The following is a 25,657-nucleotide window of genomic DNA, read 5'->3' as shown; positions in this document are numbered from 1 at the left end:
CTGAAGGCCTGTTTCGATGCGGCTTCGCTTGAGGCCGGCACCGAGCGAACGCTAGACTGATTCCAAAGTCAGTGGGAGGAAAAACATGACGGAAAAACACGAGTTCCTGCATCACGTCGGGGATGAGCATCCGTTCGTCGCGCGTGGGCTCCGGAGCTATTTCGAATATCGCGATCTCGGGATCGAGGACGCCTCCAAAGGCGATGTGGTCTCTCATGTCATCAAGGCGCGGGACGGACACAACGCCACCGGTGCCTGGCACGTGCATGACTGTACGTTCCAGATGTTCTACGTCCTGAAGGGCTGGGCGAAGTTCGAATATGAAGGGCAGGGCGTGCACATGATCAAGGAGGGCGATTGTGTTTTGCAGCCACCGATGATCAAACATCGCGAAATAGAACATTCCGAGGATCTCGAGCTGATCGAGGTCGTTGCGCCGGCGAATTTCAAGACCTACGAAGTCGAGGCGCCGGAGAGCTGAACGGGCGACGCGGCCCGCCGGACAAGGAGGGCCGGACCATTTCCCCGAACCTGAGTTGGCAGGAAGGATCTCTCCCGTTTTCGGAGCGGTTCGGCGACGTCTATTTCTCCGCCGAGGACGGCCTCGCCGAGACCTGTCATGTCTTTCTGGATGGAAACGGACTTCCGGACGCCTGGGTCGGGCGGGATTCCTTCACCATTGGCGAGACCGGCTTCGGGACCGGTCTCAATTTCTGCGCGGTCGCCGATCTCTGGCGCCGGACGCGCTCGCCCGGCGCGCTATTGCATTATGTGAGCATAGAGGGCTTTCCGCTCGCCGCCGGGGAGTGCCGCCGCGCGCTCGAACGGTGGCTCGAAATCGCCGAGGTCGCCGGCGCGCTGGCCGAACGCTATCCTGATCCGGTGCCGGGGCTGCACCGCGTTCACTTCGAGGAGTGGGGAATCGTCCTGACACTCGCCGTTGGCGAGGCAGGAGCCTTGCTCCCGAAACTGAAGGCCCGCATCGATGCCTGGTTCCTCGACGGCTTCGCCCCTTCGCGCAATCCGGAGATGTGGCGCGAGGAGGTGCTGACGGGGATCGGGCGCTTGACTGCCAAGGGCGGCACGCTTGCCACCTTCACGTCGGCGGGGGCGGTGCGCCGGGGGCTGGCCGCCGCCGGATTCGAGGTCACCAAAATCCCGGGCTTCGGGCGCAAGCGCGAGATGTCCGTGGCTCGGAAACAAGACAATGCGCCTGCCGGGCAAACCGACTTTGCACGGCTGGTTTCGCCGGTGGTGGAGCGCGGCCGGAACATGCGTATCGCCATCGTCGGCGGCGGCATTGCCGGCGCGTCGCTGGTCCGCGCGTTTCGGCGGCGAGGGGTTACGCCCGATCTCTACGATGCCGGCGGCGTCGGATCGGGGGCCTCGGGGAATCCCTTGGCGCTCGTCATGCCGCGCATGGATGCGGGCGACAGCCCGGCCGCCAGGTTCCATGCTGCGGCCTACCGTTATGCGGTCGAGCAATATGGCAGAAGCGATGCCTGGGACCCGGTCGGCGTTCTGGTCATGCTCGAGCAGGAGGCATCGTTCGTCCGGGCGGAGAAGGCGCGCGGACATGACTGGCATCCGGCCGCCCGCGCCGAACTTCTGGATGCCGCGGGAGCGAGCGATGTCGCCGGAGTGGAACTGGACTGCCCGGGACTTTTCCATGCCGATGCGGGACTCCTCGGGACGGAAAAGTTGCTCCGCGATTGGATGGAGGGGACTCCGTGTGTCGCCCGCCGTGTCGACAGTCTGGCGCGGACCGGAAGCGGTTTGAGGCTGCTTGACGATCGTGGTGACATTCTTGGTGAGGCCGATACGGTGATTCTTGCGGCCGGCATTGAGAACGGAAGCTTTTCCGCTGGCGATTGGCTTCCGCTCGCGCCCGTGCGCGGCCAGCTCTCAATGGTCCCGGCGCCCGGGCAGGACGACCAACTCAGATGCGCACTTTCCTGGGGCGGTTATCTGTCGCCTGTGCGGGACGGCATCCGTCTCCTGGGGGCGACGCACGATCCAGTGAACCGGATCGGCCCGGGATGGGAAGATGCGGTGACCGATGAGGATCACCGGCGCAACCATTCCAACCTTCCGCCCTGTCTGTCGGCTTTTGTCTCCAGTCCGGATGCGACCTGGGCTGGCCGTGCGCGGCTGCGGGCCGTGACGCCGGACCGGGTGCCGTTGTTCGGCGCGGTGCCGGACGGAATGGATCTGCGGTCGGCTTTCGCGAAACCGGTTCCGCGCGGAGGACCTCTCCTTCCGGCATCGAACATTCTCGTGCTCGGTGGGCTCGGCTCGCGCGGGTTCGTCACTGCGCCATTGGCGGCTGAACTGCTGGCGGCAAGGCTGTTCGGGGAGGTCTGGCCGCTTGAGATGGCGGCGGGGCTGGCCGGCGACCCGGCCCGTTTTGCCGTTCGGGCCTTTCGCCAAGGGCGCCTGGATGCTTTTTTTAGTTAGAGAGTGCGCAATCGGGCGCGCTAGTACCGGTTGGAAAACCTTTCGTTAAGCTTATCCGGAGATAGTCGAAAAAGGCAGACAGCATCGCGATCTCTATCGATCCAACGTTTTGGTCTGCAGGAACGGAAAGCTCGCGATCGTGCCAGGTCACACCAAGCAAAAGAACCGGCTCTCGTCATTTTTCAGCGAGCGGGTGACGCGCGCGCCGGCCGCGATATCGGCGCTTGCTTTCGTTGTCGTTTTGGCAGCCGCGTTATATGCGCAACTTATGATCGAGGCGCGTGACAATGAGGAGCGGGCCGCGCAGCATGCGTTCGCCCGTGCCCACATCGCGCAGAACCTTCAGAACTACCTCGACACGCGGTTTCGTTCGATCGCCGGACTGGTTGCGCAATTGGCGATGTCAGACGCGACGGTCGAAGAGGCACAATTCGTGAAACTGGCGAGGGCGTTCCACGAGAATTTCAGTGGCGTCCAGGCGGTGAATTGGGTCGATCGCGAAGGGGTCGCGCGCTGGATTGTTCCTCTGGAAGGGAACGAGGCGGTCAAGGACCGGAACCTGAGTGCATTGGATGGACCGGGGAGCGTAATAGCGGCGGTTCGCAAGGACGGACGGCCGCATGCGACGGGTCCGGTCACGCTTTTGCAAGGCGGGCGCGGATTCGCGGGCTATTTCCCCGTTGCGCGCGGGGGCGAGACGTTGGGGCTGGTCAATGTCGTTCTTCGGTTCAACGACCTCGTCGACAGCATCGCGGCGCTCGATCCTCGTGGCCGGATTTCGGTCGGTCTCTATCATGGAGACGCGTTCGTGGCCGAACAGTCGAATACCCCGGATAAGCCGGTCGTCTCTAGCCTGTCTCACGAACTGACGGTTCTCGACCAGGTTTATCGCCTGGAGGTGAGGGCGCATGGCTCGAGTTCGGGGCTCGTAAGCCCGATGATCCCCGTGCTTTTCGTCAATACCCTGTTCGCCGGTGCGCTCTTCCTGGCGCTTCGTCAGATCGGCTTGCTGGCCCGTAGCGAGGCCCGCTTCCGGGACCATGCTGAGATTGTCTTCGATTATTTGTGGGAAACCGATGCAGATCAGAGGTTTACATATGTATCGGGGGCGTTCGAAAAAATTGTCGGCCGTCCGGCGTCGGATTTCCTCGGCCGTCGTTTGTCCGAATGCGATGTGACCGGCATGTCGGAAGCGGCTTTGCGCGAACACAGTGCGACGATGGGGCAACAGATCCCGTTCGCGAATTTCGTTTTCTTCGTCGATCGGCCAGACGGCACGAAAAGCTGGATTTCCTCTTCCGGAAAGCCGCTCTATAGCTCAAGCGGACGTTTCGTCGGCTATCGCGGCGCGGACCGGTCCATCGACGAACAGGTGGCGACCGAACGCCGACTGCGGAAGGCGTGGGAGCACGCCGAGGCGGCCAACAGGGCGAAGAGTAATTTTCTCGCCGGAATGAGCCACGAGCTGAGGACGCCGCTCAATTCGATCATCGGCTTTTCGGAGATTATCCGCGATCAGATGCTGGGGCCGGTCGGAAAACCGCAATATGTAGAATATGCCAACGATGTTGTGACCTCGGGCAGGCATCTCCTCTCGCTCGTGGACGACGTGCTGGATCTCTCCAAAATCGAATCTTCCACGTTTGAGCTCTCCGAAGATGAGGTCGAACTCGCGACCGCTTTTGATTTCGTCTGCCGCGGATTTCGACGCCTCGCAGAATCACGGGGGATCTCGCTCGAGGTCGAGGTCGGCGAGAATGCCGCTTATTTGCGCGCGGACACCAGGCTGATCCGGCAGATGGTCATGAATCTCGTCTCCAATGCGATCAAGTTCACGGACCGTGGCGGGAAGGTTCTGATCCTGTCGGAGCGGGATGATGCGGAATGCATCCATATCAAGGTCCGGGATACCGGGATCGGTATTCCGGAAGAGCACCTGGCTCGTGTTCTGGAACCGTTCGTTCAGGTGCGGGAAACAGCCCTGCTCAGCCACGAGGGCTCGGGCCTCGGCTTGTCACTCGTGAAACGTTTCGTCGAGCTGCACGGCGGTGCGGTCGATCTTCAGAGCGTTCTCGGCGAGGGAACGACGGTCGATCTTGCCTTTCCGGAAAATCGAAGCATCGGTCGTTAGGACGGGGAAATGGTGCCGGTTGAGGGACTTGAACCCCCGACCCTCTGATTACAAATCAGATGCTCTACCAACTGAGCTAAACCGGCATCCTCAGATTTCTGCGGGATACAGCCTGCGGCGCCGGCAGTCAACAGAGACGGTTGGCAGAACGCCTGCAAGCGGCGCAAGCTGGCCACCGCATGTCTTTCACCGGCCTGCTTCACATGTTCGAAACAATCAATTTCGGCGGATCGAAGCGCGGTAAGGAGCCTGCCGTCACGACATTTCTCGCAGCCCGCATGAGGTGCGATATCGGCGCATGATCTTCGCATAGCAGCTTCAGCGCCGTCAGGGCTTTTTCCAGTTTCGAGATCTGACTGTCCGTATAGACCGGAGCTTCGCGGCGTGGCGCTGCGGCTTCCTCGTAACGGGTTACGATATCCGATATCAGAGCCGAAAGATCTTCCGCCGCCCGGTCGATTTCCACAGCATCGGTTCCAATCTTGCGAAGCTGTACCAAGCGCACGTTGAGTTCGAGTAGTGAGTATACTTGCTGGTGGCGAACGTAAAGCTCGCGGCCTCGCGGGTCCCGATTGTTCAATTCTAAACTTTCGAGCATCGATCACTCCGAGCCGATTTACGACTGCATGTCCTATCCAAAACGGAGCCTCTCCCTACCCGGATGAGGCCGCCGATTGAATTTTAAGGGGGAAATCGTGAATCGCTCGTGAATCGAATTGAGATAAATTTCCCCTATTTAGCATATTTTTTTTATCAGATTGAGGCGCGTTTCCGATATGTTCTGCTTTTGTTTCCGTAATGCATACTTTTTTGTGCCGAAAAGAGCGTAAACTCTGAAAGGAGTTTGATCGGACGGTGCAACTTTCGGGGAAATGCGAAGCGGCTGATCGAACGTGCTTCCGGATTCTGCTTTCAGTTCGGAAAGCGCCTGAAAGCTCGCGGAGCGACAACGGATTTGCCTGTGTGTCGTCGTGGAGATCCCGCCGTTTTTTACTCCGCTCCGATTTATGTTTATTAATTCTTAAGCACAATGAGGGATTATGGACTCCGAGACGAAATCTGAACGAGCTGGTTCGTATGAGCGTCGAATTGCAGGAAAAGAAGTCATCCGCCAAAGGCAAGGTGGACGAAGAAGCGCTTGATTCGCTTCACACCATGCCTCTGTCGATCATTCCTTTGCAGACTCCAGGGCTCAAGAAAGCGTTCATGATCAAGAATGCGCGCCTGGAAAGCGCAATCGAACTGTTTCGTGACGGTACGTCTGGCAGCGGTCAGGTCGAGGCGAAGGAACTGCATGGCTATTTTCAGGATGTCGGCGGCGCGCTCTCGCACGATCTGATCATTCTTGAAAAACTTTCGACCCTCGAATCTTTCGACGTCTACTCCCTGCGCCTTGAGCTCAGAAACCTGGAGATCGGTTTCGAGGATTATTCGGCATTGCAGCTTTCCGACGCCAAGCGTGCGGAACTTACAGAATATATGCGCGCCTTCACGCGGCCTCTCATCCAGCGTGTCTATGGCGGCGACAAGTCGGAAGAGATCAGCGATGTCGGGCAGATCATCAAGATGGTCGCATCGCCGAACCGGAACGAAGCGGTGGCGCAGCTGAAGCGGCTTGCCGAAGAGCTCAACACCGAGCTGACCGAGGTCCCGAAGTTCCTTGAGCGCTATGGCGACATCTTCCTGTCGCTGTCTTATTTCCGCAGCTGCCTCGACAAGATCATGTCGCAGCTTCCGTCTTTCATCAGCTGGATGGAAGAGCTGCACAGCAACTATCAGATCCAGAACGACCGAGCGCAGTTGAAGGTGTTGATGGATATCGAGTCGGATCTCAACGAGATTTCGACGTCTCTCGTCGGCCGGTTTGAATATTTCAATCACCGCTCGCATGCATTTTGGGAAAATATCAGCGCCGATTCGTTCCAATCCTTCCAGGAGCTGGTTACCGCGCACCATGTGAGCATCGGTGCTGTTCTTTGCGGTCTGGCGGTGAAGCTGAATCTGTACGAGGCACGTTTTCCGAACCATGGCGGTGGACCGGTGAAGCGTCTGGAATTCATCAATTCCGAGATCAAGCCCGGCCTCAAGCGGATCAAGGATATCGAGCAGAAGGTCGGTGCGGTAAGCTAGTATCGTTCCGGAGCTGCCGAGGCCGCCGGAGCGCATCTGATTTCCTGGTTACGTGCCTTTCGCTCGGCAAAATGCTTCGCGCCGAGGAGCGTCCGACGTTATGTGCTCATCAAAGGCCGCTCAGCAAAAAGCTGCCCGCGACATGACCGAACTGAGCTCTGAATCGCAGGCTGACTTGTTGCAGATGGCCGAAAGGCTTGCCCGGTTCGGTTGCTGGCGCCTGGATCTCGTTTCCGGCTCGATCTTCTGGTCGGATGAGGCTTTCCGTATCCACGGGCTCGACCCGTCAGCAGGCCCGCCTAGTCTCGAGACGGCATTAAATGCCTATGTTCCCGAGGATCGCCCGAAGGTCGAGAGCGAGGTCCGCCGCTGTATCGAAAACGCGCAGCCGTTCGAGTTCTCTTTGCGAATTCGCCGTCCCGACGGCAAGGTCCGCAACGTCGTCTCGCGCGGGACACCCGAGTTGGGCCCGGACGGAAAGGTCGTCGCGGTCATCGGGGTTTTCCTGGATATTTCCCAGCGCCGCGACGTCGAGCGGGCAGGGCGTGTCAACGAGCTGTTGCGTCAGACCATCGACGTGCTTGACGAAGCGGTCAGCATCTATGACCCGGATGACAGGTATGTGTATGCAAACCCGAAATATTTCGAACTTTTTCCCTACCTGAAAGATATCGATAACCTTGAGGGCATGACCTTCGAAGAGGTGCTCCGCATCAGCCTCAAGAACCGGGTCATCGACAGCCCGCTGGCGTTGAACGATCCGGAGGCCTACGTGGCTCAACGCATCGCGGCCAGACGGGCCGGCGTTTCGGATCTGGGCGAGCGCCGGCACAAGAGTGGGCGCTGGTATTCCGCGCACGAATTCCGCACCGAAACGGGCGCTCTGATCACCATGCGGCGGGACGTCACCGAGGCCCGTGCCGCCAGCGAGGAGCTGGAAAAGGTCAAGGAACGCTATGAACTGGCGGTTTTTGCCGGCGGAATCGGCGTTTGGGAATATGACCTCGCCGGAGACGGCTTTTTCTGGTCGGACTTTGCCTCCGACATTCTGACCGGAGGGCTGGACGAGCCGCCGAGTGCGCTGGATGGCCTGAACGGGATCGTGCAGGCCGAGGATCTTGCCCATTTCAAAGGGCAGTTCCGGGCCTGCATCGGGCATCGTGCGATGATGGACATCGAGGTGCGCGTCTGCTCGAGGGACGGCCGCGTGAACTGGGTTCATTGGCGCGCCCGGGCGATCAGGGGACCGAGTGGATCCGTGGAGCGGATCGTCGGCTCCATTGTCGATACGACGCGGCGCAAGATCGACCAGGAGCGGGTTGCGCGGAGCGAAGCCCGCTTGCGCGACATCGCTCGCACTGTCCCGGGCGTGCTCTGCCAGTGGTCGCTTGGCAAGGACAGGCAGCCATTCTTCACATATGTCAGTCCGAAGGCCGAGGAAATCTTCGGTTTCGAGGATTCGAGCCCCATGGGTGTGACCGCCGGTCTGGTGCCGGTCGAGGAAGATCTGGCGACCGTCAGAGAAGTGCTGGAGCGGGACCTGCGGACCGGTGACCAGGTTCGCTTCGAAGCGCGCTACGAACTGCCGCTCAGAGGGATTCGATGGATACGCAGCATGTCGCAAGTCGTTTCGGTTTCCGAGGACAGGACCGATCTGACGGGTGTGCTGGTCGATGTTACCGAGATCAAGGAAGCGCAGGAGCGCATCCAGCAGAGCGAGCGGCGGCTCAATGATGCCATCGAAGCGATCGACGAGGCTTTTGCATATTACGACGCGGCCGACAGGCTCGTGATCTTCAACGACACCTATCGCAACCTGCGCCCGGAAATTGCCGAGCACGTGATGCCTGGACTGTTGTTCGAGGACTATCTGCGTCTCCTGCAGGAGCACGGTCTTCTGCCGAATGATGTCGACGATCCGGAGAGCTGGATCAGGAGACGGATGGAATGGCATCGCCATCCCGAAGAAGACCCGATCCTCGTCGGCGTTCCCGACGGCCGTGTCTTCCTGATTGCCGAACGCACGTCCAAAGACGGTGGAACGGTTTCGACGGTAACCGATGTGACCGATCTGAAGCGCCGGGAGACAGCGCTCGAGATCGCGCACGCGCAGCTATCCGAGCAGCATGACGCTCTCGAGAAGCTGGCGGCCGACCTCGATGCCGCCCGTGTCGCGGCGGAAGCCGCCAACGAGGCCAAGTCCCAGTTCCTGGCGATGATGAGCCATGAGATCCGCACGCCGATGACCGGACTCCTCGGCATGGTCGAGATGCTGCGGGCGGAAAAGCTAAATGAATCTCAGCGAGGATATCTCGACGTCCTCGGGCAGTGTGCCAAAACGCTGCAGAATTTGCTGAACGACATTCTGGATCTGTCGAAAATCGAAGCCGGTCAGCTCAAGCTCGAGTCGATTGAGTTCGACCTCGCGAAGACGGCGCGCGAAACAGTCGATCTTTTTCAAATCGCAGCGGCCGATAAAGGCCTCGAGCTTCTCTTGTCGGTCGAACCGCATACCGTCGGAGAATTGCGCGGCGATCCTTTGCGCTTCAAGCAGATACTGGCCAACCTTATCAGCAACGCGGTCAAGTTCACGGCGGAAGGCAAGATAGAACTGCGTCTCGGCTCATCCCTCGAGGACGGTGCTCTGATCGTGCGGGGGAGCGTCTCGGATACCGGGATGGGAATCCCGGAAGAGGCCATGTCGCGGCTGTTCAATCAGTTTGACCAGGTCGATACTTCGACAACCCGCAAGTTCGGAGGCTCGGGACTTGGGTTGGCAATCTGCCGCAGGCTCGCCGATGCCATGGACGGCAGCATCAGCGTCGACTCAGAGGTGGGGAAGGGCAGCAGGTTCAGTTTCGAGTTGAAGTTCGAACCGGCCGGAAGCTGCCAGGAAGCCGCCGCAAATTCCGAGGCGGACGATCGCGACGAAAGTCCGGTAACGGAGGCCGATCCGAAAAACACGCCAAGCATGCATATTCTTCTGGCGGAGGACAATTCGCTCAACGCGGATCTGATTGCGATGATGCTCGGCAAATGGGGACATAGGACGGAGATCGCGTGCGATGGCCGGGCGGCCGTACGCAAGGCGGAAGAGACGCCGTTCGACCTTATCCTGATGGATATGCAGATGCCGGAGCTGGACGGACCGGACGCGACGCGGGAGATCCGAGCCGGAACCGGGCCGAACCGGAATGCTGCGATCATTGGACTTTCCGCCGATGCGATGCCCGAACACCGGATGAAATACATGGAAGCAGGGTTGACGGAGTTCGAAACCAAGCCGGTGGACTGGCCGCGGTTGCGGCTTCTGATTGCCGGCCTTTACGAACACGGTCTGATGCCGAACGCCGGCGGAAAATGAGCCGGTGATTTCTCTTATTCGTCCGGAACGGCGCGGTTGCGGCGCATTTCCCTGACCGAATAGATCGCGCCGACGAAAATCACGATCGAACCGACGATTGTCCAGAGACTGGGCATTTCCTGGAAGAACATCACACCGATCAGGCCGGCGAAGACGAGGCGGGTATATTCCATCGGCTGCACGGCGGAGGCCTCGCCATGCTTGTAGGCCTTGATGTTGGAATATTGCGCCAGCGACATCAGGACGCCGGTCAGCACCATCATCGCCATTTCCTCGTAGGTCGGCGTTTCCCAGAACAAAATGGCCGGAATGGCGAAGGCGATCGTCAGTCCGAAGGATTGATAGGTCATGATCGTCATCGGCGATTCCGTTTTCGTCAGGATCCGCGTCAGGATCATGACGGCGGCGACAAAGACCGCGGACGCCATCGCAAGACCGGCATAGAAATCGATACCGTCGAAGCTCGGCTGCAGGACGACCAGCACCCCGGCAAATCCGAACAGGGTCGCCCCCCAGCGTTTGAGGTCGACCACTTCCTTCAGGATGAGAACCGCGAGCAAGGTGATGAACAGGGTGCGGGCGAAGGAGATCGCCGTGACTTGTGCCAGCGGCATGTAGATCACGGCTGTGAAGCCCGCGGCCATGGCGAGCAGGGAAAACCCGATCCTCAGGCCATGCAGATGCAGGCGTTCGGTCTTGAAACCGGCCGGAAAGGAACGGAAAAGCTGCGGTCCGAGGATGAGGATGACACAGATCTGGCGGATGAAGAGGATCTCCCAGACCGGGATCCTCTGGCCGACATCCTTGATCGCGGCAGTCATGACCGCGAAGAACAGGGATGCCAGAACCAGCCAGATGCAGCCCTTTACATTTTCCGGAGCTTTGTGCCAGATCTGAATTGGAAGCGACCTTTCCAACCGGTCGGCGACCAGGCTTCTTCTTGAGTCCACACTATCTGGCATAAGGCCCGCTTACATATAAGGTGACGACGGTATTGCGGCGATCTTTTTGGTTGTTGTCAATCGGTTTGTCTTTGAGTTTGAACGAGAAACAGGGTGTCCGGACACAGATTGGATCTCCCTGTAAAATGGCCGGAACCGGGGCCTGAGATCTGTCCGGAGTTTCGTTAAGCATCTATCCTTCGATTGAAAATCCTCGTCATGAAATCTGACTTTTCCGGTGAAGGGCGAATGAAAGAGCCTCTTTCCCCAGTTGCGCTCGATCCGATACTTCAATCAGGGGAGCTGCGTACGACTCCTTGCGGCGACGGGCGTATGGTCTGGCGCCAATGGGGTTCCGGGCCTGTGGTCGTTCTGCTGCACGGTGGGTTCGGATCCTGGAATCATTGGTGTCGTAATATCGTAACGCTCTCCCGTGAATTTACCGTGATTGCGCCGGATCTGCCGGGGCTTGGTGACAGTGACCGGCCGGGGGAACCGGCGACAGCGGAGCTTCTCGCCGAGATACTCGGAGGTGGACTGAAGCAAATCCTCGGTCCGGACCAGCCGTTTCAACTCGGCTGTTTCTCGTTCGGCGCCGTTCCGGGAAGCCTCGTCGCCGTCGAATTCGGGGATCGGGTGCTCAGTTTCACGCTGGTCGGCGCGGCCGGCTTCGGCCCGCGGGAACGTCCGACGGAAGGTCTGGTGAAGATCACTTCGGATATGGACCAGCCTGCGCGCCGGGCGGCGGCCCGCAACAATCTGGAAGTGTTGATGTTCGCCGATCCGTCGAAAGTCGATGAATTGGCGATCGATATCCAGTTGTCGAATACGGAAAGGGCACGCTTTCGTTCGCGGCCTTTTTCTCTGTCCGACACGGTTCTGCGCTCGTTGCCGCGCATCCGGGGACGGCGGAACGCGATCTGGGGCGCGCAGGATGTCACAGCGGCGGGCATGCTGGAGCGACGGAACGCGGACATTCGCGCCGCGGATCCGCAAGCGGAGATCGTGGTGCTGGACGGCGTCGGTCACTGGGTTCAGTACGAGGCCGCGGCAGCCTTCAACTCTTGCTATCTAGAAATGCTGCGACGGTCACTCTGACGGCCGGGAACTCTCAAAAAGCCGCGTGAACGGCGATCAACAAGGTAGGGGAAACTCATGAAGCTCGTGATCCTGCCGGGCGACGGCATCGGCCCGGAAATCGTCGAGGCGACAAAGACGGTCCTGCGCGCCGCATCGGAGCGGTTCGGGCTTGATCTCGATTTCGAGGAGCACGAGATCGGCGAGGCCGCGCTCAGGCGGCACGGGATAACCTTGCCAGATGAAGTGTTCCAGCGCGCGCTCGAGGCGGACGGGGTCGTTCTCGGACCTGTCTCCACCGCGACCTATCCGCCGGCGGCGCAGGGCGGCCTCAATCCGTCCGCCGAATTCCGCCGCCGGATGGACCTGTTTGCCAACATCCGGCCGAGCCGTTCCGTCGGCAACGAAGCGGCCCTGGTGAAGGACATGGATCTCGTGATCGTCCGCGAGAATACCGAGGGCTTCTACGCCGACCGCACGATGTTCGCCGGCAGCGGCGAGTTCATGCCCGACAAGGACATGGCCATGGCGGTCCGCAAGATCACCCGGGCGGGAGCGACGCGGATCGGGCGGGCGGCGGCGGAACTCGCGATGACCCGGCGCAGGAAGCTCACGATCGTGACCAAGTCCAACGTGCTGAAGCTGAGCGACGGCCTGTTCCTCGAGGCCGTGAAGGAAGGGGCGGCAGCCTTTCCCGAGATCGCGATCGACGAGGTTCTGGTCGATGCCATGGCCTCTCATCTGGTCCGCCGTCCGGGAGCGTTCGACGTGGTTGTCACCTCGAACATGTTTGGCGATATCCTTTCCAATGAAGCGGCGGAACTTGCCGGCGGACTGGGCTTTGCCGGTTCTCTGAATGCCGGATCGAACAATGCGGTGGCGCAGGCAGCGCACGGATCGGCCCCCGATATTGCGGGGAAAAACCTCGCCAACCCGAGCTCGGTCATGCTTTCGGCGGGTATGCTGCTGGACTGGTTGGCGGAGCGAAACGACAGCAATGCCCTCAGGCAAGCTGCGGGCGCTATCGAAAAGTCGGTCATGCACTGTGTCGCCAAAGCGGAGACCCGGACCCGGGATACGGGCGGCACGCTTGGAACGGACGCTTTCGGGGCGGCGGTCGCGGCGCGTATCGCGGAAACCTGAAGCTGCCCGACGATCGGGGCATGCAGGGGAGGAACGTCATGAGACAGATAGCATTTCCGGACGGGCGCGAGGTTCCCGCATTGGGGCTAGGTACCTGGTTCATGGGGGAGCGCGCGGCCAGCCGCGCCGCGGAGGTGCGTGCCCTCAAGCTCGGCATCGAACTCGGAATGACGCTGATCGACACGGCGGAAATGTACGCGGATGGCGGGGCCGAGGAGGTTGTCGGCGAAGCTGTCCGCGATTGCCGAGACGACGTTTTCATCGTCTCGAAAGTGCTGCCGTACAACGCGAGTCGCAAAGGCACGATAGCAGCCTGCGAGGCGAGCCTTCGGCGTCTCGGGACTGACCGGTTCGACCTCTATCTGCTGCATTGGCCGGGCTCGCACCCGTTGAGCGAGACCATCGAGGCGTTTGACGAGCTGAAGACTGCCGGGAAGATCGGCGGCTACGGCGTCAGCAATTTCGATGTCGCGGAGATGGACACGTGGGAGCGGGTGGCCGGGCCGGCTTCCTGTCAGACGGATCAGGTGCTCTACAACCTGTCGCGGCGCGGCATCGAATGGGATCTCGTGCGTTGGGCCGGGGAGCGGAGCATGCCCCTGATGGCTTACTCGCCACTTGAGCAGGGACGGCTGCGGAACGATGTGCTTGACGAGATCGGCCGCGAGAAGGGTGCCAGCGCGGCCCAGATCGCACTGGCCTGGGTTCTGAGAAGCCCCGGGATGATTGCCATACCGAAATCGTCCGATCCGGAACATGTCCGGTCCAATCGGGCCGCGCTCGACATCGAGCTCGATGACAGGGATCTGGCTCGCCTGGACCGCGTTTTTCCACCTCCGGGGGCAAAACGCGCTCTGGAGATCCTTTAGGCGGCAAGATTGCGACTTTTTAAGTGACTCCTGCATTTCACTTAAGATACCGACGTCGCTGTGATATTTCGCACCCTGATTGGTGGGCTGACTATCCTTGTATGCTTTCCGCATAAAAAGTACTTGGCTTTGAATCGGCGAATCACCACAATATGAGGTGTCATGGCGTCGATGCGCGGCAATGTGGAGTGAGGCGATGAGTGCGGTCGATAACAGATATGTTGAGCGTAAGAGCCTCGAGATCCTTGCCGAAGCGGTCGATCGGACGGTAGGGGCGGGCTTCGTTCACGAAGCGATTGCGAAAGCAGCCAAGACGCTCGAGACCAAGGCCTATAACGATGCCAACAAGGCCTTTCGGATGCTCAACCCCCGGGAGACCCGGAAGGTCGAGAAAACGGCGTTGGAAAATGCGACGATTTTCGCCGAGCACGGTGAATATACCGATCCGCTCGCGGAAATGAATCCGAACCCGAAGTTCGAAGACATTCGTTCCCGTTCGGTCAAGCTCGGTTCCTGAATTTCCCTATCGGTCTTTGGCGGCCTTGCGCGCCCCGCGGGCGGCGAGCAGGATTGCGGCTGTTCCGGCAATTGCCAGCAGAGCGGTGATCAGGAAGCTGCCGCTATAGGCCCCGGTCAGTTGGTAGCCGAGTGTGAAGATTGCCGGGCCGGCAATGACCCCGGAAAAAGTGAAGAACAATGCCGCGCCGGTCATGTTCCCGGCTCTGCCATCAGGGCTGTGTTCGACCACGGTCGAGGCATAGACGCCGTTCCAGCCCATGGCTGTGAAACCGAAAATGAAAAACAGCAGATAGACCAGGCCGACCGGCCATTCGGGCGCAACGAATACTGTCGCGAGTGCCGATCCTGCGGTCAGCAGAGCGTTAATCACAAGGGCCTTAAAGCCGCTGCGAATACGGTCTGCGAGGACGCCCCAGGCGATGCGGCCGATGACACCGGCTACCTGCACTGCGGTCAGGGCGAGACCGGCCGCGACCAGTGTATATCCGGTTTCCTCGACCAGAAAGGTCACGGCAAAGGCGTTGAGAGAGAGCTGGATCGCGGCCAGGAAAAGTCCGGTGAAACACATCCAGCGGATCACCGGCAGGCCCCAGGCGTCCCGGATGTCGGCCAACGGTGAGCGGAAGAGCGGGGCTTCGCGCGATCGGTCGGCATCCCACCGCGCGCGGAAGATCTGCATGATCAGCGCGAGCCCCAGTGCCACGGCAATCGTCACGCCCATGCTGGGGCGCCAGCCGGCGGCGAGTGCGATCGCCGGCGCAAAGGTGCTGGCGGCGATCCCACCGAGCGGCACGCCGGTGAAGCGGATGGAAAAGACCAGATTGCGGTTCTTCGGTGTGACAACCTTCGAGAGAAGGTGCGCTGCGGGCGGATTGATCAGGCCGTAGCCGAACCCGATGATGAAGGATCCAATGGCGATCAGCGGCATCGAGCCACTGGCGATTACCAGATGGGCGAGGGCGAAAAGGATGAGGCTGACCTGCGAGATCCGCCATGCTCCGAGTCTGGAAACCAGGCCTCCTGCGAAGAGACTGGTCACCATCCCGCCGAGATAGACCGCGACGACCTGGAAGCCGATCAGCGACGCGTCGACCCCGAGGCTGCCCGCGACCTCAGGGGCGATGGCCGGCAGCCAAAGGGATGCCATCGAGCCGATAAGCTGCACCCAGATCATGAAAAACACCACCGTCACCGTGTCGCGGAGCGGCGGCGGGGAAGGCGAGGTCTCGGGGCGTGCGGTCATGCCGCCTTTCTCCGTCAGCTGGGATGCTGCGCCTTGTCGGCTCCGAGAACTGCGGTGCGGAAAGAGGTCTTCACGTATTTGCCGTCGCGCGGCGGCATCACGGTTTCTCCGGTCCGGACATCGATCTTGATCACCGCGACCAGGGGGAAATTTCCTTCCTTCAGGCGCTTCGCCAGATCGTCCAGCCCGGCTTCGTCCGTCACCGTCACGGTCTGGGCGATGCCGGCGCCGGCCGCCATCGCGGCGAGATCGGTACCGCGTCCGGTCGGTGCCGCCTGCATGCCGGTCTCGCCGTAATGCTCGTTGTCGAGCACGATGATGGCGAGGTTCTTCGGCTGCTGCAGGGCGACGGTCGAGAAGCTGCCGACGCCCATCAGCTGTTCGCCGTCACCGGTCAGCACCCACACCTTTCGGTCTGGTTGCGCCAGTGCGAGACCGAGGCCGGTCGGCGTGGCGCCGCCCATACCGCCCCAGATGTAGAAATTCTCATCCCGATGATCGGCCGCGGCCAGATCCCAGGTCGGAGAGCCGAGCCCGCTGATGCAGAGCGCGTCGCCGCGCACCGACATGAGCTTCTTGACGACGTCGCGTCGGAACAGTTTCTGCGTGGCCATGCGTCAGCCCTCCGCCTGCATGCCGGCATGGGCGCCGGTAAAGGGTTTCGCGCCGATCAGTTTCTGGCCGATCAGAACGGCGACGGCCTCGCCGCCATGGAAGGACATCATCAGTCCCGCCTTGACCGCCTCAGCCGCTTCTTCATGCGTCTCGGCCCGGAGGCACCGCACGCCGACCGCTTCCAGCACCGGCTGCACGGCGCGACCCATCGGCATCTGCCAGGGATTTGACTCGCCGTAGTCGCCGCGCATGGTCACGATCATGAAGAGCGGGAAGGCGCAGGTCGTGGTCAGCGAGGCGATCATGTTGATCGTGTTGCCGACCCCACTGCTTTGCATCAGCACGGCGCATTTCTGCCCGCCGAGCCAGGCGCCCGCGGAGACCGCGATGCCTTCTTCCTCGGTGGAGAGCGGCACGGTCTGGATGTCGTTGTCCGCGAGGCTGGACTTGATCAGCTTGCTGAGACCCGCATCCGGCACATAGGCCACCTGCTTGATGTCGTGCTCCTTGAAGAGCTGGTGCGCGCTCGCACTCCAGTCGCCGCTCATGGGATCTCCGTCTGTTGGAAGCCTCGCATGCAATGTGCCCGCAGCAGGAATGCCTGTCCACGCGGGCGACGGAACCGGTCCCGTTCCGCGATGTCGATATTGCCAAGCGTTCCATTGTCTTGGGTCGATGCCTGCCCCATAGTCTTGGCGACTTCCAACCGGGAACACTGACATGTCGCTCAAGACCGACCGCCGCCTGATTCCGACCTCGATGCACTGGGGCACCTATTTTGCCGAAGTCGAGAACGGCAAGCTCGTCGCCGTGCACGATTACGAGAAGGATCCGGCTCCTGCGATCATCGGTCCGGGGATCGTCGATGCGGTGGACGACGCCGTGCGCGTGCGCCGGCCGATGATCCGCAAGGGCTGGCTGGAGAAGGGCCCGGCCTCGCGCGAGAGCCGTGGCGGCGAGCCTTTCGTCGCCGTGCCGTGGGACGAGGCGCTCGACATGGCGGCGGCCGAATTGAAGCGGATCAGGGAGCAGCACGGCAACCAGGCGATTTTCGGCGGATCCTATGGCTGGTCGAGCGCGGGCCGCTTCCATCACGCGCAGAGCCAGGTGCACCGGTTCCTGAACTGCATCGGCGGCTATGTGCGCCATGTCGATACCTACAGCTATGCCGCGGGGCAGGTGATTATCCCGCATGTCGTCGGTCCCTTTGCCGACCTGCTGAATCGGCACACGACCTGGCCGGTGATCGCGGAACACAGCGAGCTGGTCGTGATGTTCGGCGGCGTGCCGGTCAAGAACGGGCAGGTGACCTCCGGCGGGGTCGGTCGTCATACCGTCTTCGAGGGGCTGAAGAACGCCTATGACATGGGCGTCGAGTTCGTGAATATCAGCCCGATCCGCAACGACGTCGTGGATCTGGTGGAAGCCGACTGGATCGCGCCCAGGCCGAACACGGATGCGGCTCTGATGCTGGCGCTGGCCCACGTGCTTTACAGCGAGGGCCTGCACAACGAGGATTTTCTCGCCGAATACACCACCGGCTTCGAGAAGTTCCTGCCGTATCTGCTCGGGGAGAGCGACGGGCAGCCGAAGACACCGGAATGGGCGGAAGCCGTCACCGAGGTTTCGGCGGAGGAGATCCGGAAGCTGGCGCGGCGCATGGCGGACGGCCGAACCATGATCATGACGGCCTGGAGCATCCAGCGCGGTGATCACGGCGAGCAGCCTTTCTGGCTGACCGTGCTGCTGGCGGCAATGCTCGGACAGATCGGCCTGCCGGGTGGAGGCTTCGGCCTCGGCTACGGCTCGGAGAACGGCATCGGCAACCCTGTCGAGCTGTTCAAGTGGCCGGCGCTTCCTCAAGGCAATAATGCGGTCGAGGATTTCATCCCGGTCGCCCGCATCTCCGACATGTTGCTCAATCCGGGCGGACAATTCGTCTATGACGGCCAGACTCGGATCTATCCGGACATCAAGGCCGTCTATTGGGCCGGCGGCAATCCGTTCCACCACCATCAAGACCTGAACCGTCTGGTGAAGGCGATCCGGCAGCCGGACACTGTCTTCGTCAACGAGATCTGGTGGACGGCGATGGCGCGTCACGCCGACTTCGTCTTCCCGACGACCACGGCGCTGGAACGCAACGACCTCTCCATGACCCACTGGGAGCAGACGATCGTCGCCATGCAGAAGGCGATCGAGCCGGTTGGCGAGTCCCGGCACGATTACGACGTCTTTACGGGCCTCTCCGAACGGCTCGGCGTTGCGGAGAGCTTCACCGAAGGACGGGATGAGGAGGGCTGGCTGCGTCATCTCTGGGATCAGGCGCGCCAGCGCGCCGCCGAAGCCGAATTTGAGCTACCCGATCTCGAGACCTTTCGCGAGATCGGTACCATGGAGGTCCTGAAGCCTAAGAAGTCCATGATCCTGCTGGAGGCGTTTCGCGAGGACCCCGAGGCCAATCCACTGCAGACCCCGAGCGGCAAGATCGAGCTTTATTCGGAGGAAATTGCCGGCTTCGGTTATGCGGACTGTCCCGGCCATCCGGTCTGGCTCGAGCCTTATGAGTGGCTCGGCGCTCCCGTGGCCGAGACCTATCCGCTGCACCTGATCTCGAACCAGCCGAAGACCCGGCTGCACAGCCAGCTCGACAGCGGGGCGATCAGCCGCGGCTCGAAGATCAAGGACCGCGAGCCGATGAGCATGAACCCGGTGGATGCCGCGGCACGCGGGATCGGGAACGGCGACGTTGTGCGGCTTTACAACGATCGCGGGGCGTGTCTCGCGGGTGTGATCGTGACCGACGCCGTGCGCCCGGGCGTGGTGCAGCTCTCGACCGGGGCCTGGTACGATCCGGAGGAGCCGGGCGTGATCGGCTCGCTCTGCAAGCACGGCAATCCGAACGTGCTGACCCGCGACAAGGGAACCTCGAGCCTCGGGCAGGGGCCGAGCGCGCATTCGGTTCTGGTCGAGGTCGAGAAGTATCAAGGCACGCCGCCGCCGGTGACGTCCTTCGTGCCACCGCCGATCGAAGAAAAGGCTTAGTATCGTGCATTGCCGCGAGAAGGGCTCGTTCGCTTGACCTATCTTGTAAATATTGAGCGTGAAGAGCTCATCGGATGCTTGCCTTCGGACGGCGTCGCGGCGGAGATCGGTGTGGCTGCAGGCGCTTTCTCCGAGGCGATCCTGAGAAACGGCCGGGCCGCGAAGGCGCATTTGATCGACCCTTGGATTTTTCAGGATCGAGAGGATTATCTGGTTGATCCGACCAACGGAAACCAGGATATCCACACGGCCCGCTATGACCTCGTTGCTAAGCGTTTTGCGTCCGAGGTCGCGGCAGGGCAGGTGGTCATCCACCGGGATTTTTCGGAGAACATACTGCCGCACTTCCCGGACGGATATTTCGATTGGATCTATGTCGACGGAATGCACACGAAGGACGCTGTGCTGCGGGACCTGCGGCTGGCATGGGCGAAAATCAAGCGGGACGGATTTGTTCTCGGACACGATTACACGAATAGCCAGATCGCGGACGAACAGGGGTTCGGTGTGGTCGAGGCGGTCAACGAGTTCGCTGCGGAAACCGGCGCGCTATTCCTCGCGATGACGATGGAACCGTCTCCGAGTTACGTGCTCGCGAAGCCGGAAAGCGCCGGGATAAAGCCATTCGTCGAAGCGTTGCTGAAGAAAGCCGGGGCGGCCGTAGAGTTGCGGGGCGTGCCGAAGACCTATCGGCATAAGCTCTTCAGATTCGATAACAAGCTGGTATCGGTGCCGTCTTTCTGAGACATGACGAGCCTCCACCGCGAGATTGCGGGCTGAGATGACATGCTGGTAGGAGCTATGACGCGGGCTGATTTCGTTTCCTGTCTCCCTAAAGGAGGAGTCGGGATCGAGATTGGCGTTGCGGAAGGTGAATTCGCGTCTGTGCTGCTGGATCGGACCAAGCCTTCGGAATTGCATTTGGTCGATCCCTGGCTTCATCAAGACAGGGCCGATTATATCGCGGACCGCAACAATGTGGACGATGCGAAAAACGAAAGCCGTTTTGCCGGTGTGACCAGAAAGTTCGGGACGGAAATCGAAGCGGGGAGAGTCCATGTCCATCGGGGCTTCTCCGGGGACATCCTCCCCAGCTTCGCCGATCATACGTTCGATTGGGCCTATGTCGATGCCATGCATACCCGGGACGCGGTGCTGGAGGACCTGAGGTTGGTGTGGCCGAAGATAAAACCGGACGGGTTTGTCCTCGGTCACGACTTGACGAATGGCCCGCAAGCACGGGCGATGGGGTTCGGCGTGGTGGAAGGCGTTCGGGATTTCATCAAGGAATCCGGATGTGTCTTTGTCGCAATGACGATGACTGCGGAAGTGTTCCCATCTTACATTTTGACGAAGACTCCTCACGAGAAGGTGCAGGATTTTCTGGTGCGGTTCTTCGCGAATGCCACGTCTATTGTCGAAATCCGGTCCGAACTCGACAATTATCAGAGCAAGGTGGTCAGAGTGGGAAAGGATATCGTCACCTTTCCGTCATTCTGACGGCTCACAGCGCTGGAGAACGAGATGATCCATTCTGCCCCCGCGCCGCGGACCAAGACGGAAGAGTTCTATCCCGGTTTCAAATTCCCGGAGCGCCCCGTCACTCGGACGCGGGAATATCAGGATTCCAGGCTCCGGGCCTGTGGTGTCGAGCCGGCGCTCTATGGCGATCAGGCGGCCGCCGGCCTGTTCGGGCAGGACTGTTTCAAGGCGATGCGGGAAGCGGGACATCAGGTCGACGGGCTGGTGCAGACCGAGCAGTGCTTCCGCCAGATCCAGCCAGTTGCCGTCGGTGAGCCGCTGACCCAGCGCGGCTGGATCGAAGCCTATGACGAGGTCGAGCGCGGACACCGACTGCACCGCACATTCGAATTCGTGCGCCGCGACGGGCTGGTCGCGCTGGTCGCGGACGTTATCGGTCTGGTTCCTGACAAGGAAAAATGGGCGGCCGCGGCAGCGAAAACCGATCACAAAAAGCCGGCCGACCCGCGGGAGGGTTTCGAAGAAGTTGCCGAGAAAACCATGACGCCCGAGGACGTAACGCTGTTCTCCTCGGATGTCGGAAACCTGATCCATTTCGAGCCGGACTTTGCCGCGAATCTGGGCTACCGAGCGCCGCTCGCGCAAGGCTTGCAGACCATGGTCTGGATGATGGGACGCCTGACCGAGGACGGTCCGCCGGTTTCGTTCGAACTGTCTGCAAGCTTTCGCCGCCCGGTTTTCTGGGACGACGAGGCGAGCCTCTGGCAGCACAAGGGCAAGGACGGGTTCATCGACGGGCTACGTGCGCTGAACGCCGCCGGAAAGATCACCGCCGAGCTTGCCGTCGCGTCGATCTCATACGCCTGATCCGATGTCCCGAGACAAAGTCCGAAACATTCTCTTTGTGATGTGCGACCAGTTGCGCTGGGACTATCTCTCCAGCGCCGGCCATCCGCATCTCCAGACGCCGCATATCGACGCGCTTGCGGCGCGCGGCGTCCGGTTCGACCGGGCCTATTGCCAGTCTCCGATCTGCGGACCCTCGCGCATGTCCTTCTATACCGGGCGCTACATGTTTAGCCACGGGGCGGGTTGGAACAACTATCCTCTCAGGGTCGACGAATGGACGCTTGGGGATTACCTGCGCCCGCTCGGCATGCGGGTTGCGCTCGCCGGCAAGACGCACATGAAGGAAGATGCGGAAGGCATGGCCCGGCTCGGCCTCGATCCGGTCTCGGAGCACGGCGTACTGGTCTCCGAATGCGGTTTCGAGCCTTACGAGCGCGACGACGGCCTCCATCCCGATCACAGCGCCGATCCGGACCTGCCGTACAATCGTTATCTCCGGCAAAAGGGCTATCGCGGCGACAATCCCTGGTCGAGTCACGCGAACTCGACCGAAGGCGGCGGCGGGGAGACGCTCGACGGCTGGTACTGGGGGCATTCCAAAGGCGCCGCGCGGGTCAGCGACGAGGACAGCGAGACGCCCTACATGACCGACCGGGCGATCGACTTCATCACCGAGATGGGCGAGAGGCCCTGGTGCCTGCATCTCTCCTACATCAAGCCGCACTGGCCCTATATCGCGCCAGAGCCCTATGCCTCGATGTATGGCCCGGAGCACATGCTGCCGGTGCAGCGCGATGAGCGAGAGGAAGCGGATCCGCATCCGGTCTATGCCGCCTTCATGCGGCACAAGGACAGCCGGTTGTTCCGCCGTCCCGAGGCGCGGGAGACCATCGTCCCGGCCTATATGGGCCTGATCAAACAGATCGACGATCAAATCGGCCGGCTGATGAAGGAACTGGAACGGCAGGGCAGGCTGGACGATACCATGATCGTCTTCACCTCCGACCATGGCGACTATCTCGGCGATCACTGGCTCGGGGAGAAGGACCTCTTCCATGAGGCCTCCGTCCGCATTCCGCTGATCGTCTACGACCCGCGCTCTTCTGCCGATACGACGCGAGGCTCGGTCAGCGACGCGCTGGTGGAAGCCATCGATCTTGTCCCGACCTTCGTCGAGGCCGCGGGCGGCACGGTACCGGCGCACCGGCTCGAAGGCCGGTCGCTAAGCCCATTGATCGAGGGGCGCAAAACCGAATGGCGCAGCTTCGCGGTTTCCGAGAGCGACTATTCCGGCCGCGATGCCCGCTCGGACCTCAATCTGGCCCCGATGGACGCACGTTGCTACATGCTCCGGACGGAGCGCTGGAAATACGTCCTGCACGAAACCTTCCGCCCGCAGCTGTTCGATCTTGAGACGGATCCCGAGGAATTCACCGACCTCGGCGCCGATCCGGCCTTTGAAGAGGTGCGTGCGGAGCTGCACGAGAAGCTGTTCGAGTGGTTCCGCAATCGCCGCCTGCGCGTCACGATCTCCGATGAAGAGATCCTGCGTCGGACCGGCGGGGCAGACCGGCAGGGCATTCTAATCGGGTACTGGAAGCCCGAAGATCCCTGATTAGGAAGCCGCCGAACGGAATGAGGCCGCGCAGTCCTGATATTGCGGCTTCCAGCCGAGATCTCGTGAGATCTTCCCGCCACTCATGAACTGCTTCAGCGCCGGCCCGGCGGCCCAGTCCCCATGGCGGGCGATTGCGTCCGCCTCCGTCAGGATCGTGTGCGGAACCTTGGAACCGAAGCAGGATGCAACCGCGTCGGCAAGGACTCCTGTCGGAACACCCTGTTCCGCGGCGACGCAATAGGTCTCTCCCGCCGGAGCATGTTCGAGCGCAAGCCGGTAGGCGGAGGCGAGGTCCTTGCGGTGGACCAGCGGCCATGTGGCGTCAGGCGCGCCCCAGATTTCGATAGCTTTCCCGTTCCGGGCCGCTTCTACATAACGGTGCAGCACGCCGCCATCCTCGTCCCAGACCATTGCGGGGTGGATCAGAATGGGGGCAATCCCCGGAGCTTCGGTAAGCCGGAGCCAGTTCTCCACCATCCAGGCGAAGCTCGGCAGCGGATCGAAAGGCATCGCCTCGTCGGCGACGGTGCTCCCGGTCTCGCCGAACAGCCAGCATCCGCCCGTGTAGATCAGGCGGAGAGGAATCTCTCTGCCGGAAGCGGCGGACGAAATGGCCTCGATCAGGGCACGATCAATCCCGCCCATGTCGGAATCGAAATCCGCTGCGGCTTGGATTACAGCATCTGCTTCGGTGACGAAACCTGCCCAGTCCCACGGGCGCGTCAGATCGCCGGGAAGCGGTGTTGCGCCAGCCTTGCGAAGGCGGTCGGCCGATCGTTCGGAGCGGGCGAGGGCAGTCACCCGATGGCCGTGCGCGATCAGTTCGTCAAGAATGGCGGAACCGATCGAGCCGGTACCGCCGAGCAACAGGACATGCATTGGATCGGTCCGTACTGTCGGGCGTCTTGAAAACGATAGAGCCGCAGCGCGGATTTAAAAACAAGTAAAATCTTGAAAATAAAAATGCCGGGCGAGATGTCCCGCCCGGCACGAAAAGATGCGTCAGTTCGTCAGCACCACGCGGCCGACGATCTTGCCGGCGCGGAGGTCGTCCAGCGTGCGCTGCACCTGGTCCATCGGCCGGGTCTCGATCGGGACCTGCTTCACCTTGCCGGCCTTCACCAACTCCATCAGTTCCTTCAGCTCCTTCAGGCTGCCGACATAGGAGCCGATCATCGAGGCGGCGCGCAGCGGCAGGGTCGGCAGCGGCACGGTGAAGTCGCCGCCATAAAGACCGACGATCACGTAACGTCCGCCTTTCACGAGCGAGAAATAGCCGAGCTTTGCTGTCGGGTTGGCGCCGACCGTGTCGACCACGGCACGGGGGCCGCCGCCGGTGGCTTCCGCCAGCTTCTTGGCCGCATCGTCGCCGGAGATGTTCAGGGTCGCGGTCGCGCCCATTTCCTTCGCCGCGGCGAGCTTCTTGTCGTCGATGTCGCAGGAGAGGACCTGCTTGACGCCCATGGCATGGGCGATGCTGACCGCGGCAAGGCCGAGGCCGCCGGCGCCCATGATCACCAGCCACTCGTCGTCATGTACCGGCAGCGCTTTCTTGATTGCGCTGTAGACGGTGACGCCGGAGCAGGCGAAGGGCGTCGCGTCGGTCGGATCGACATCGCCGATATCGACCAGGAACATCGGGTGCGGGACGAGGATGTATTCCTGATAGCCGCCGTCCCGATAGACACCGAGTGTGCGCGGCTTGGCGCAGTGGTTTTCCTGGCCAGCCTTGCAGATCGAGCATTCGCCGCAGCCGATCCATGGGTGGATCAGCCTGGTTTCGCCCGCCGGGACCTTCCCCGCATCCGGACCGCCCTTGACCACCTCGCCGAGAATCTCGTGACCGAGCACGTGGGGCAGCGGCACGCCGCGGTCGCCCATGTTCAGGCGCCCGGCGGAACCGAGATCGAAATAGCCGTCACCGATATGAAGATCGGAGTGACAGACCCCGCAACGCGTCACCTTGACGAGAACCTCCGTTCCGGTCGGTTCCGGGATCTCCTGCTGGATCATTTCCAGCGGTTTCCCAAAATCGGTGACTTTCCAACTCCGCATTTGCATGGATCGATTTCCTCCCGATAATCGCTTTTGCGAAATTCAGTTTCGTTTTCGTAAGACGTGATGTCTCATCGCGCAACCTCGCAAGGTAGTGAGACTGCCATCTGCGGACATGA

At 61.3% G+C, this 25,657-nt stretch carries 21 protein-coding genes and 1 tRNA gene; 14 read left to right on the top strand and 8 right to left on the bottom strand.

The annotated features are described in order from the left end of the window. The first annotated feature begins 85 nt into the window (after nt 1–85). The 3 genes from IG122_RS23965 (at nt 86) to IG122_RS05740 (ending at nt 4,588) form a co-directional block, all read left to right on the top strand. On the top strand, nt 86–481 hold the full coding sequence (locus IG122_RS23965) for a cupin domain-containing protein (protein WP_226893364.1): 396 nt from the start codon (nt 86–88) through the stop codon (nt 479–481). Then, nucleotides 478–2,457 carry an FAD-dependent 5-carboxymethylaminomethyl-2-thiouridine(34) oxidoreductase MnmC gene (mnmC, locus tag IG122_RS05745; protein WP_226893415.1) on the top strand — a complete coding sequence of 660 codons (1,980 nt, stop codon included), beginning with the start codon at nt 478–480 and terminating at the stop codon, nt 2,455–2,457. The genes IG122_RS23965 and mnmC overlap by 4 nt, the downstream gene beginning before the upstream one ends. Before the next feature lie 193 nt (nt 2,458–2,650). Next, complete coding sequence (locus tag IG122_RS05740) at nt 2,651–4,588, top strand: sensor histidine kinase (protein ID WP_193181334.1); 1,938 nt, start codon at nt 2,651–2,653, stop codon at nt 4,586–4,588. Nucleotides 4,589–4,598: 10 nt separating this feature from the next. Here IG122_RS05740 and IG122_RS05735 read toward each other — a convergent pair. Together IG122_RS05735 and IG122_RS05730 are read right to left on the bottom strand one after the other, a co-directional pair. After that, nucleotides 4,599–4,674: transfer RNA gene (locus IG122_RS05735), tRNA-Thr, on the bottom strand. Between the two features lie 113 nt (nt 4,675–4,787). Further along, complete coding sequence (locus IG122_RS05730) at nt 4,788–5,186, bottom strand: hypothetical protein (RefSeq protein ID WP_193181332.1); 399 nt, start codon at nt 5,184–5,186, stop codon at nt 4,788–4,790. Between the two features lie 257 nt (nt 5,187–5,443). Here IG122_RS05730 and IG122_RS05725 point away from each other — a divergent pair, with 257 nt between their 5' ends. After that, nucleotides 5,444–6,718 carry a hypothetical protein gene (locus IG122_RS05725; protein WP_319024821.1) on the top strand — a complete coding sequence of 425 codons (1,275 nt, stop codon included), beginning with the start codon at nt 5,444–5,446 and terminating at the stop codon, nt 6,716–6,718. A gap of 142 nt (nt 6,719–6,860) precedes the next feature. Then, nucleotides 6,861–10,082 carry a PAS domain-containing protein gene (locus IG122_RS05720; RefSeq protein ID WP_193181330.1) on the top strand — a complete coding sequence of 1,074 codons (3,222 nt, stop codon included), beginning with the start codon at nt 6,861–6,863 and terminating at the stop codon, nt 10,080–10,082. A gap of 14 nt (nt 10,083–10,096) precedes the next feature. Here the strand turns inward: IG122_RS05720 and IG122_RS05715 are convergent, their stop codons facing one another. Further along, entirely contained in the window at nt 10,097–11,044 is a 948-nt protein-coding gene (locus IG122_RS05715) for a DMT family transporter (RefSeq protein WP_193181321.1), read from the bottom strand. Nucleotides 11,045–11,227: 183 nt separating this feature from the next. On the opposite strand from IG122_RS05715, the gene IG122_RS05710 reads away from it, so the two are divergent. From IG122_RS05710 to IG122_RS05695, 4 genes are all read left to right on the top strand, one after another. Continuing rightward, nucleotides 11,228–12,121, top strand: coding sequence for an alpha/beta fold hydrolase (locus tag IG122_RS05710; RefSeq protein ID WP_193181319.1), 894 nt, complete (start codon nt 11,228–11,230; stop codon nt 12,119–12,121). 57 nt (nt 12,122–12,178) lie between these two features. Continuing rightward, the gene (locus IG122_RS05705) at nt 12,179–13,243 is read left to right on the top strand and encodes an isocitrate/isopropylmalate dehydrogenase family protein (RefSeq protein ID WP_193181317.1); all 1,065 of its coding nucleotides are present in this window, start codon (nt 12,179–12,181) and stop codon (nt 13,241–13,243) included. 38 nt (nt 13,244–13,281) lie between these two features. Further along, nucleotides 13,282–14,112, top strand: a complete 831-nt coding sequence (locus IG122_RS05700) for an aldo/keto reductase (RefSeq protein ID WP_226893363.1) — start codon at nt 13,282–13,284, stop codon at nt 14,110–14,112. Between the two features lie 196 nt (nt 14,113–14,308). Next, nucleotides 14,309–14,629, top strand: coding sequence for a hypothetical protein (locus IG122_RS05695; RefSeq protein WP_193181313.1), 321 nt, complete (start codon nt 14,309–14,311; stop codon nt 14,627–14,629). Nucleotides 14,630–14,635: 6 nt separating this feature from the next. Here the strand turns inward: IG122_RS05695 and IG122_RS05690 are convergent, their stop codons facing one another. Genes IG122_RS05690 through IG122_RS05680 form a run of 3 tightly spaced genes read right to left on the bottom strand, consistent with a single transcriptional unit; the run spans nt 14,636 to nt 17,037 of the window. After that, nucleotides 14,636–15,874: an MFS transporter gene (locus tag IG122_RS05690; RefSeq protein WP_193181311.1), complete on the bottom strand. Its 1,239-nt coding sequence runs from the start codon at nt 15,872–15,874 to the stop codon at nt 14,636–14,638. Between the two features lie 14 nt (nt 15,875–15,888). Next, nucleotides 15,889–16,488 (bottom strand): thiamine pyrophosphate-dependent enzyme, encoded by a 600-nt coding sequence (locus tag IG122_RS05685; RefSeq protein ID WP_193181309.1) that lies wholly within the window; start codon nt 16,486–16,488, stop codon nt 15,889–15,891. A gap of 3 nt (nt 16,489–16,491) precedes the next feature. Beyond that, a complete protein-coding gene (locus IG122_RS05680; RefSeq protein ID WP_193181307.1) occupies nt 16,492–17,037 on the bottom strand; it encodes a phosphonopyruvate decarboxylase in 546 nt (181 codons plus the stop codon). Nucleotides 17,038–17,209: 172 nt separating this feature from the next. Here IG122_RS05680 and IG122_RS05675 point away from each other — a divergent pair, with 172 nt between their 5' ends. From IG122_RS05675 to IG122_RS05655, 5 genes are all read left to right on the top strand, one after another. After that, complete coding sequence (locus IG122_RS05675; protein ID WP_226893362.1) at nt 17,210–19,534, top strand: molybdopterin guanine dinucleotide-containing S/N-oxide reductase; 2,325 nt, start codon at nt 17,210–17,212, stop codon at nt 19,532–19,534. A gap of 111 nt (nt 19,535–19,645) precedes the next feature. Further along, the gene (locus IG122_RS05670; protein WP_319024820.1) at nt 19,646–20,278 is read left to right on the top strand and encodes a class I SAM-dependent methyltransferase; all 633 of its coding nucleotides are present in this window, start codon (nt 19,646–19,648) and stop codon (nt 20,276–20,278) included. Between the two features lie 57 nt (nt 20,279–20,335). Next, nucleotides 20,336–21,034, top strand: coding sequence for a class I SAM-dependent methyltransferase (locus IG122_RS05665; RefSeq protein WP_193181303.1), 699 nt, complete (start codon nt 20,336–20,338; stop codon nt 21,032–21,034). Between the two features lie 24 nt (nt 21,035–21,058). After that, on the top strand, nt 21,059–21,883 hold the full coding sequence (locus IG122_RS05660) for a MaoC family dehydratase (protein WP_193181301.1): 825 nt from the start codon (nt 21,059–21,061) through the stop codon (nt 21,881–21,883). 4 nt (nt 21,884–21,887) lie between these two features. After that, nucleotides 21,888–23,480, top strand: coding sequence for an alkaline phosphatase family protein (locus tag IG122_RS05655; RefSeq protein WP_193181299.1), 1,593 nt, complete (start codon nt 21,888–21,890; stop codon nt 23,478–23,480). Here the strand turns inward: IG122_RS05655 and IG122_RS05650 are convergent, their stop codons facing one another. After that, a complete protein-coding gene (locus IG122_RS05650) occupies nt 23,481–24,362 on the bottom strand; it encodes an NAD-dependent epimerase/dehydratase family protein (protein ID WP_193181297.1) in 882 nt (293 codons plus the stop codon). Nucleotides 24,363–24,485: 123 nt separating this feature from the next. Beyond that, nucleotides 24,486–25,544: an alcohol dehydrogenase gene (locus IG122_RS05645; protein ID WP_226893361.1), complete on the bottom strand. Its 1,059-nt coding sequence runs from the start codon at nt 25,542–25,544 to the stop codon at nt 24,486–24,488. Between the last annotated feature and the right edge of the window lie 113 nt (nt 25,545–25,657).

The sequence above is a fragment of the Nisaea sediminum genome (assembly GCF_014904705.1).
Taxonomy (GTDB): domain Bacteria; phylum Pseudomonadota; class Alphaproteobacteria; order Thalassobaculales; family Thalassobaculaceae; genus Nisaea; species Nisaea sediminum.
This window is presented reverse-complemented; position numbering and strand designations above follow the sequence as displayed.

What these genes read in the sequence shown, in the direction of transcription:
- IG122_RS23965 (WP_226893364.1), top strand. Translation starts at nt 86, where the DNA reads ATGACGGAAAAACACGAGTTCCTGCATCACGTCGGGGATGAGCATCCG.
- IG122_RS05730 (WP_193181332.1), bottom strand. Translation starts at nt 5,186, where the DNA reads ATGCTCGAAAGTTTAGAATTGAACAATCGGGACCCGCGAGGCCGCGAG.
- IG122_RS05720 (WP_193181330.1), top strand. Translation starts at nt 6,861, where the DNA reads ATGACCGAACTGAGCTCTGAATCGCAGGCTGACTTGTTGCAGATGGCC.
- IG122_RS05715 (WP_193181321.1), bottom strand. Translation starts at nt 11,044, where the DNA reads ATGCCAGATAGTGTGGACTCAAGAAGAAGCCTGGTCGCCGACCGGTTG.
- IG122_RS05705 (WP_193181317.1), top strand. Translation starts at nt 12,179, where the DNA reads ATGAAGCTCGTGATCCTGCCGGGCGACGGCATCGGCCCGGAAATCGTC.
- IG122_RS05700 (WP_226893363.1), top strand. Translation starts at nt 13,282, where the DNA reads ATGAGACAGATAGCATTTCCGGACGGGCGCGAGGTTCCCGCATTGGGG.
- IG122_RS05695 (WP_193181313.1), top strand. Translation starts at nt 14,309, where the DNA reads ATGAGTGCGGTCGATAACAGATATGTTGAGCGTAAGAGCCTCGAGATC.
- IG122_RS05690 (WP_193181311.1), bottom strand. Translation starts at nt 15,874, where the DNA reads ATGACCGCACGCCCCGAGACCTCGCCTTCCCCGCCGCCGCTCCGCGAC.
- IG122_RS05685 (WP_193181309.1), bottom strand. Translation starts at nt 16,488, where the DNA reads ATGGCCACGCAGAAACTGTTCCGACGCGACGTCGTCAAGAAGCTCATG.
- IG122_RS05680 (WP_193181307.1), bottom strand. Translation starts at nt 17,037, where the DNA reads ATGAGCGGCGACTGGAGTGCGAGCGCGCACCAGCTCTTCAAGGAGCAC.
- IG122_RS05675 (WP_226893362.1), top strand. Translation starts at nt 17,210, where the DNA reads ATGTCGCTCAAGACCGACCGCCGCCTGATTCCGACCTCGATGCACTGG.
- IG122_RS05665 (WP_193181303.1), top strand. Translation starts at nt 20,336, where the DNA reads ATGACGCGGGCTGATTTCGTTTCCTGTCTCCCTAAAGGAGGAGTCGGG.
- IG122_RS05660 (WP_193181301.1), top strand. Translation starts at nt 21,059, where the DNA reads ATGATCCATTCTGCCCCCGCGCCGCGGACCAAGACGGAAGAGTTCTAT.
- IG122_RS05655 (WP_193181299.1), top strand. Translation starts at nt 21,888, where the DNA reads ATGTCCCGAGACAAAGTCCGAAACATTCTCTTTGTGATGTGCGACCAG.
- IG122_RS05650 (WP_193181297.1), bottom strand. Translation starts at nt 24,362, where the DNA reads ATGCATGTCCTGTTGCTCGGCGGTACCGGCTCGATCGGTTCCGCCATT.
- IG122_RS05645 (WP_226893361.1), bottom strand. Translation starts at nt 25,544, where the DNA reads ATGCAAATGCGGAGTTGGAAAGTCACCGATTTTGGGAAACCGCTGGAA.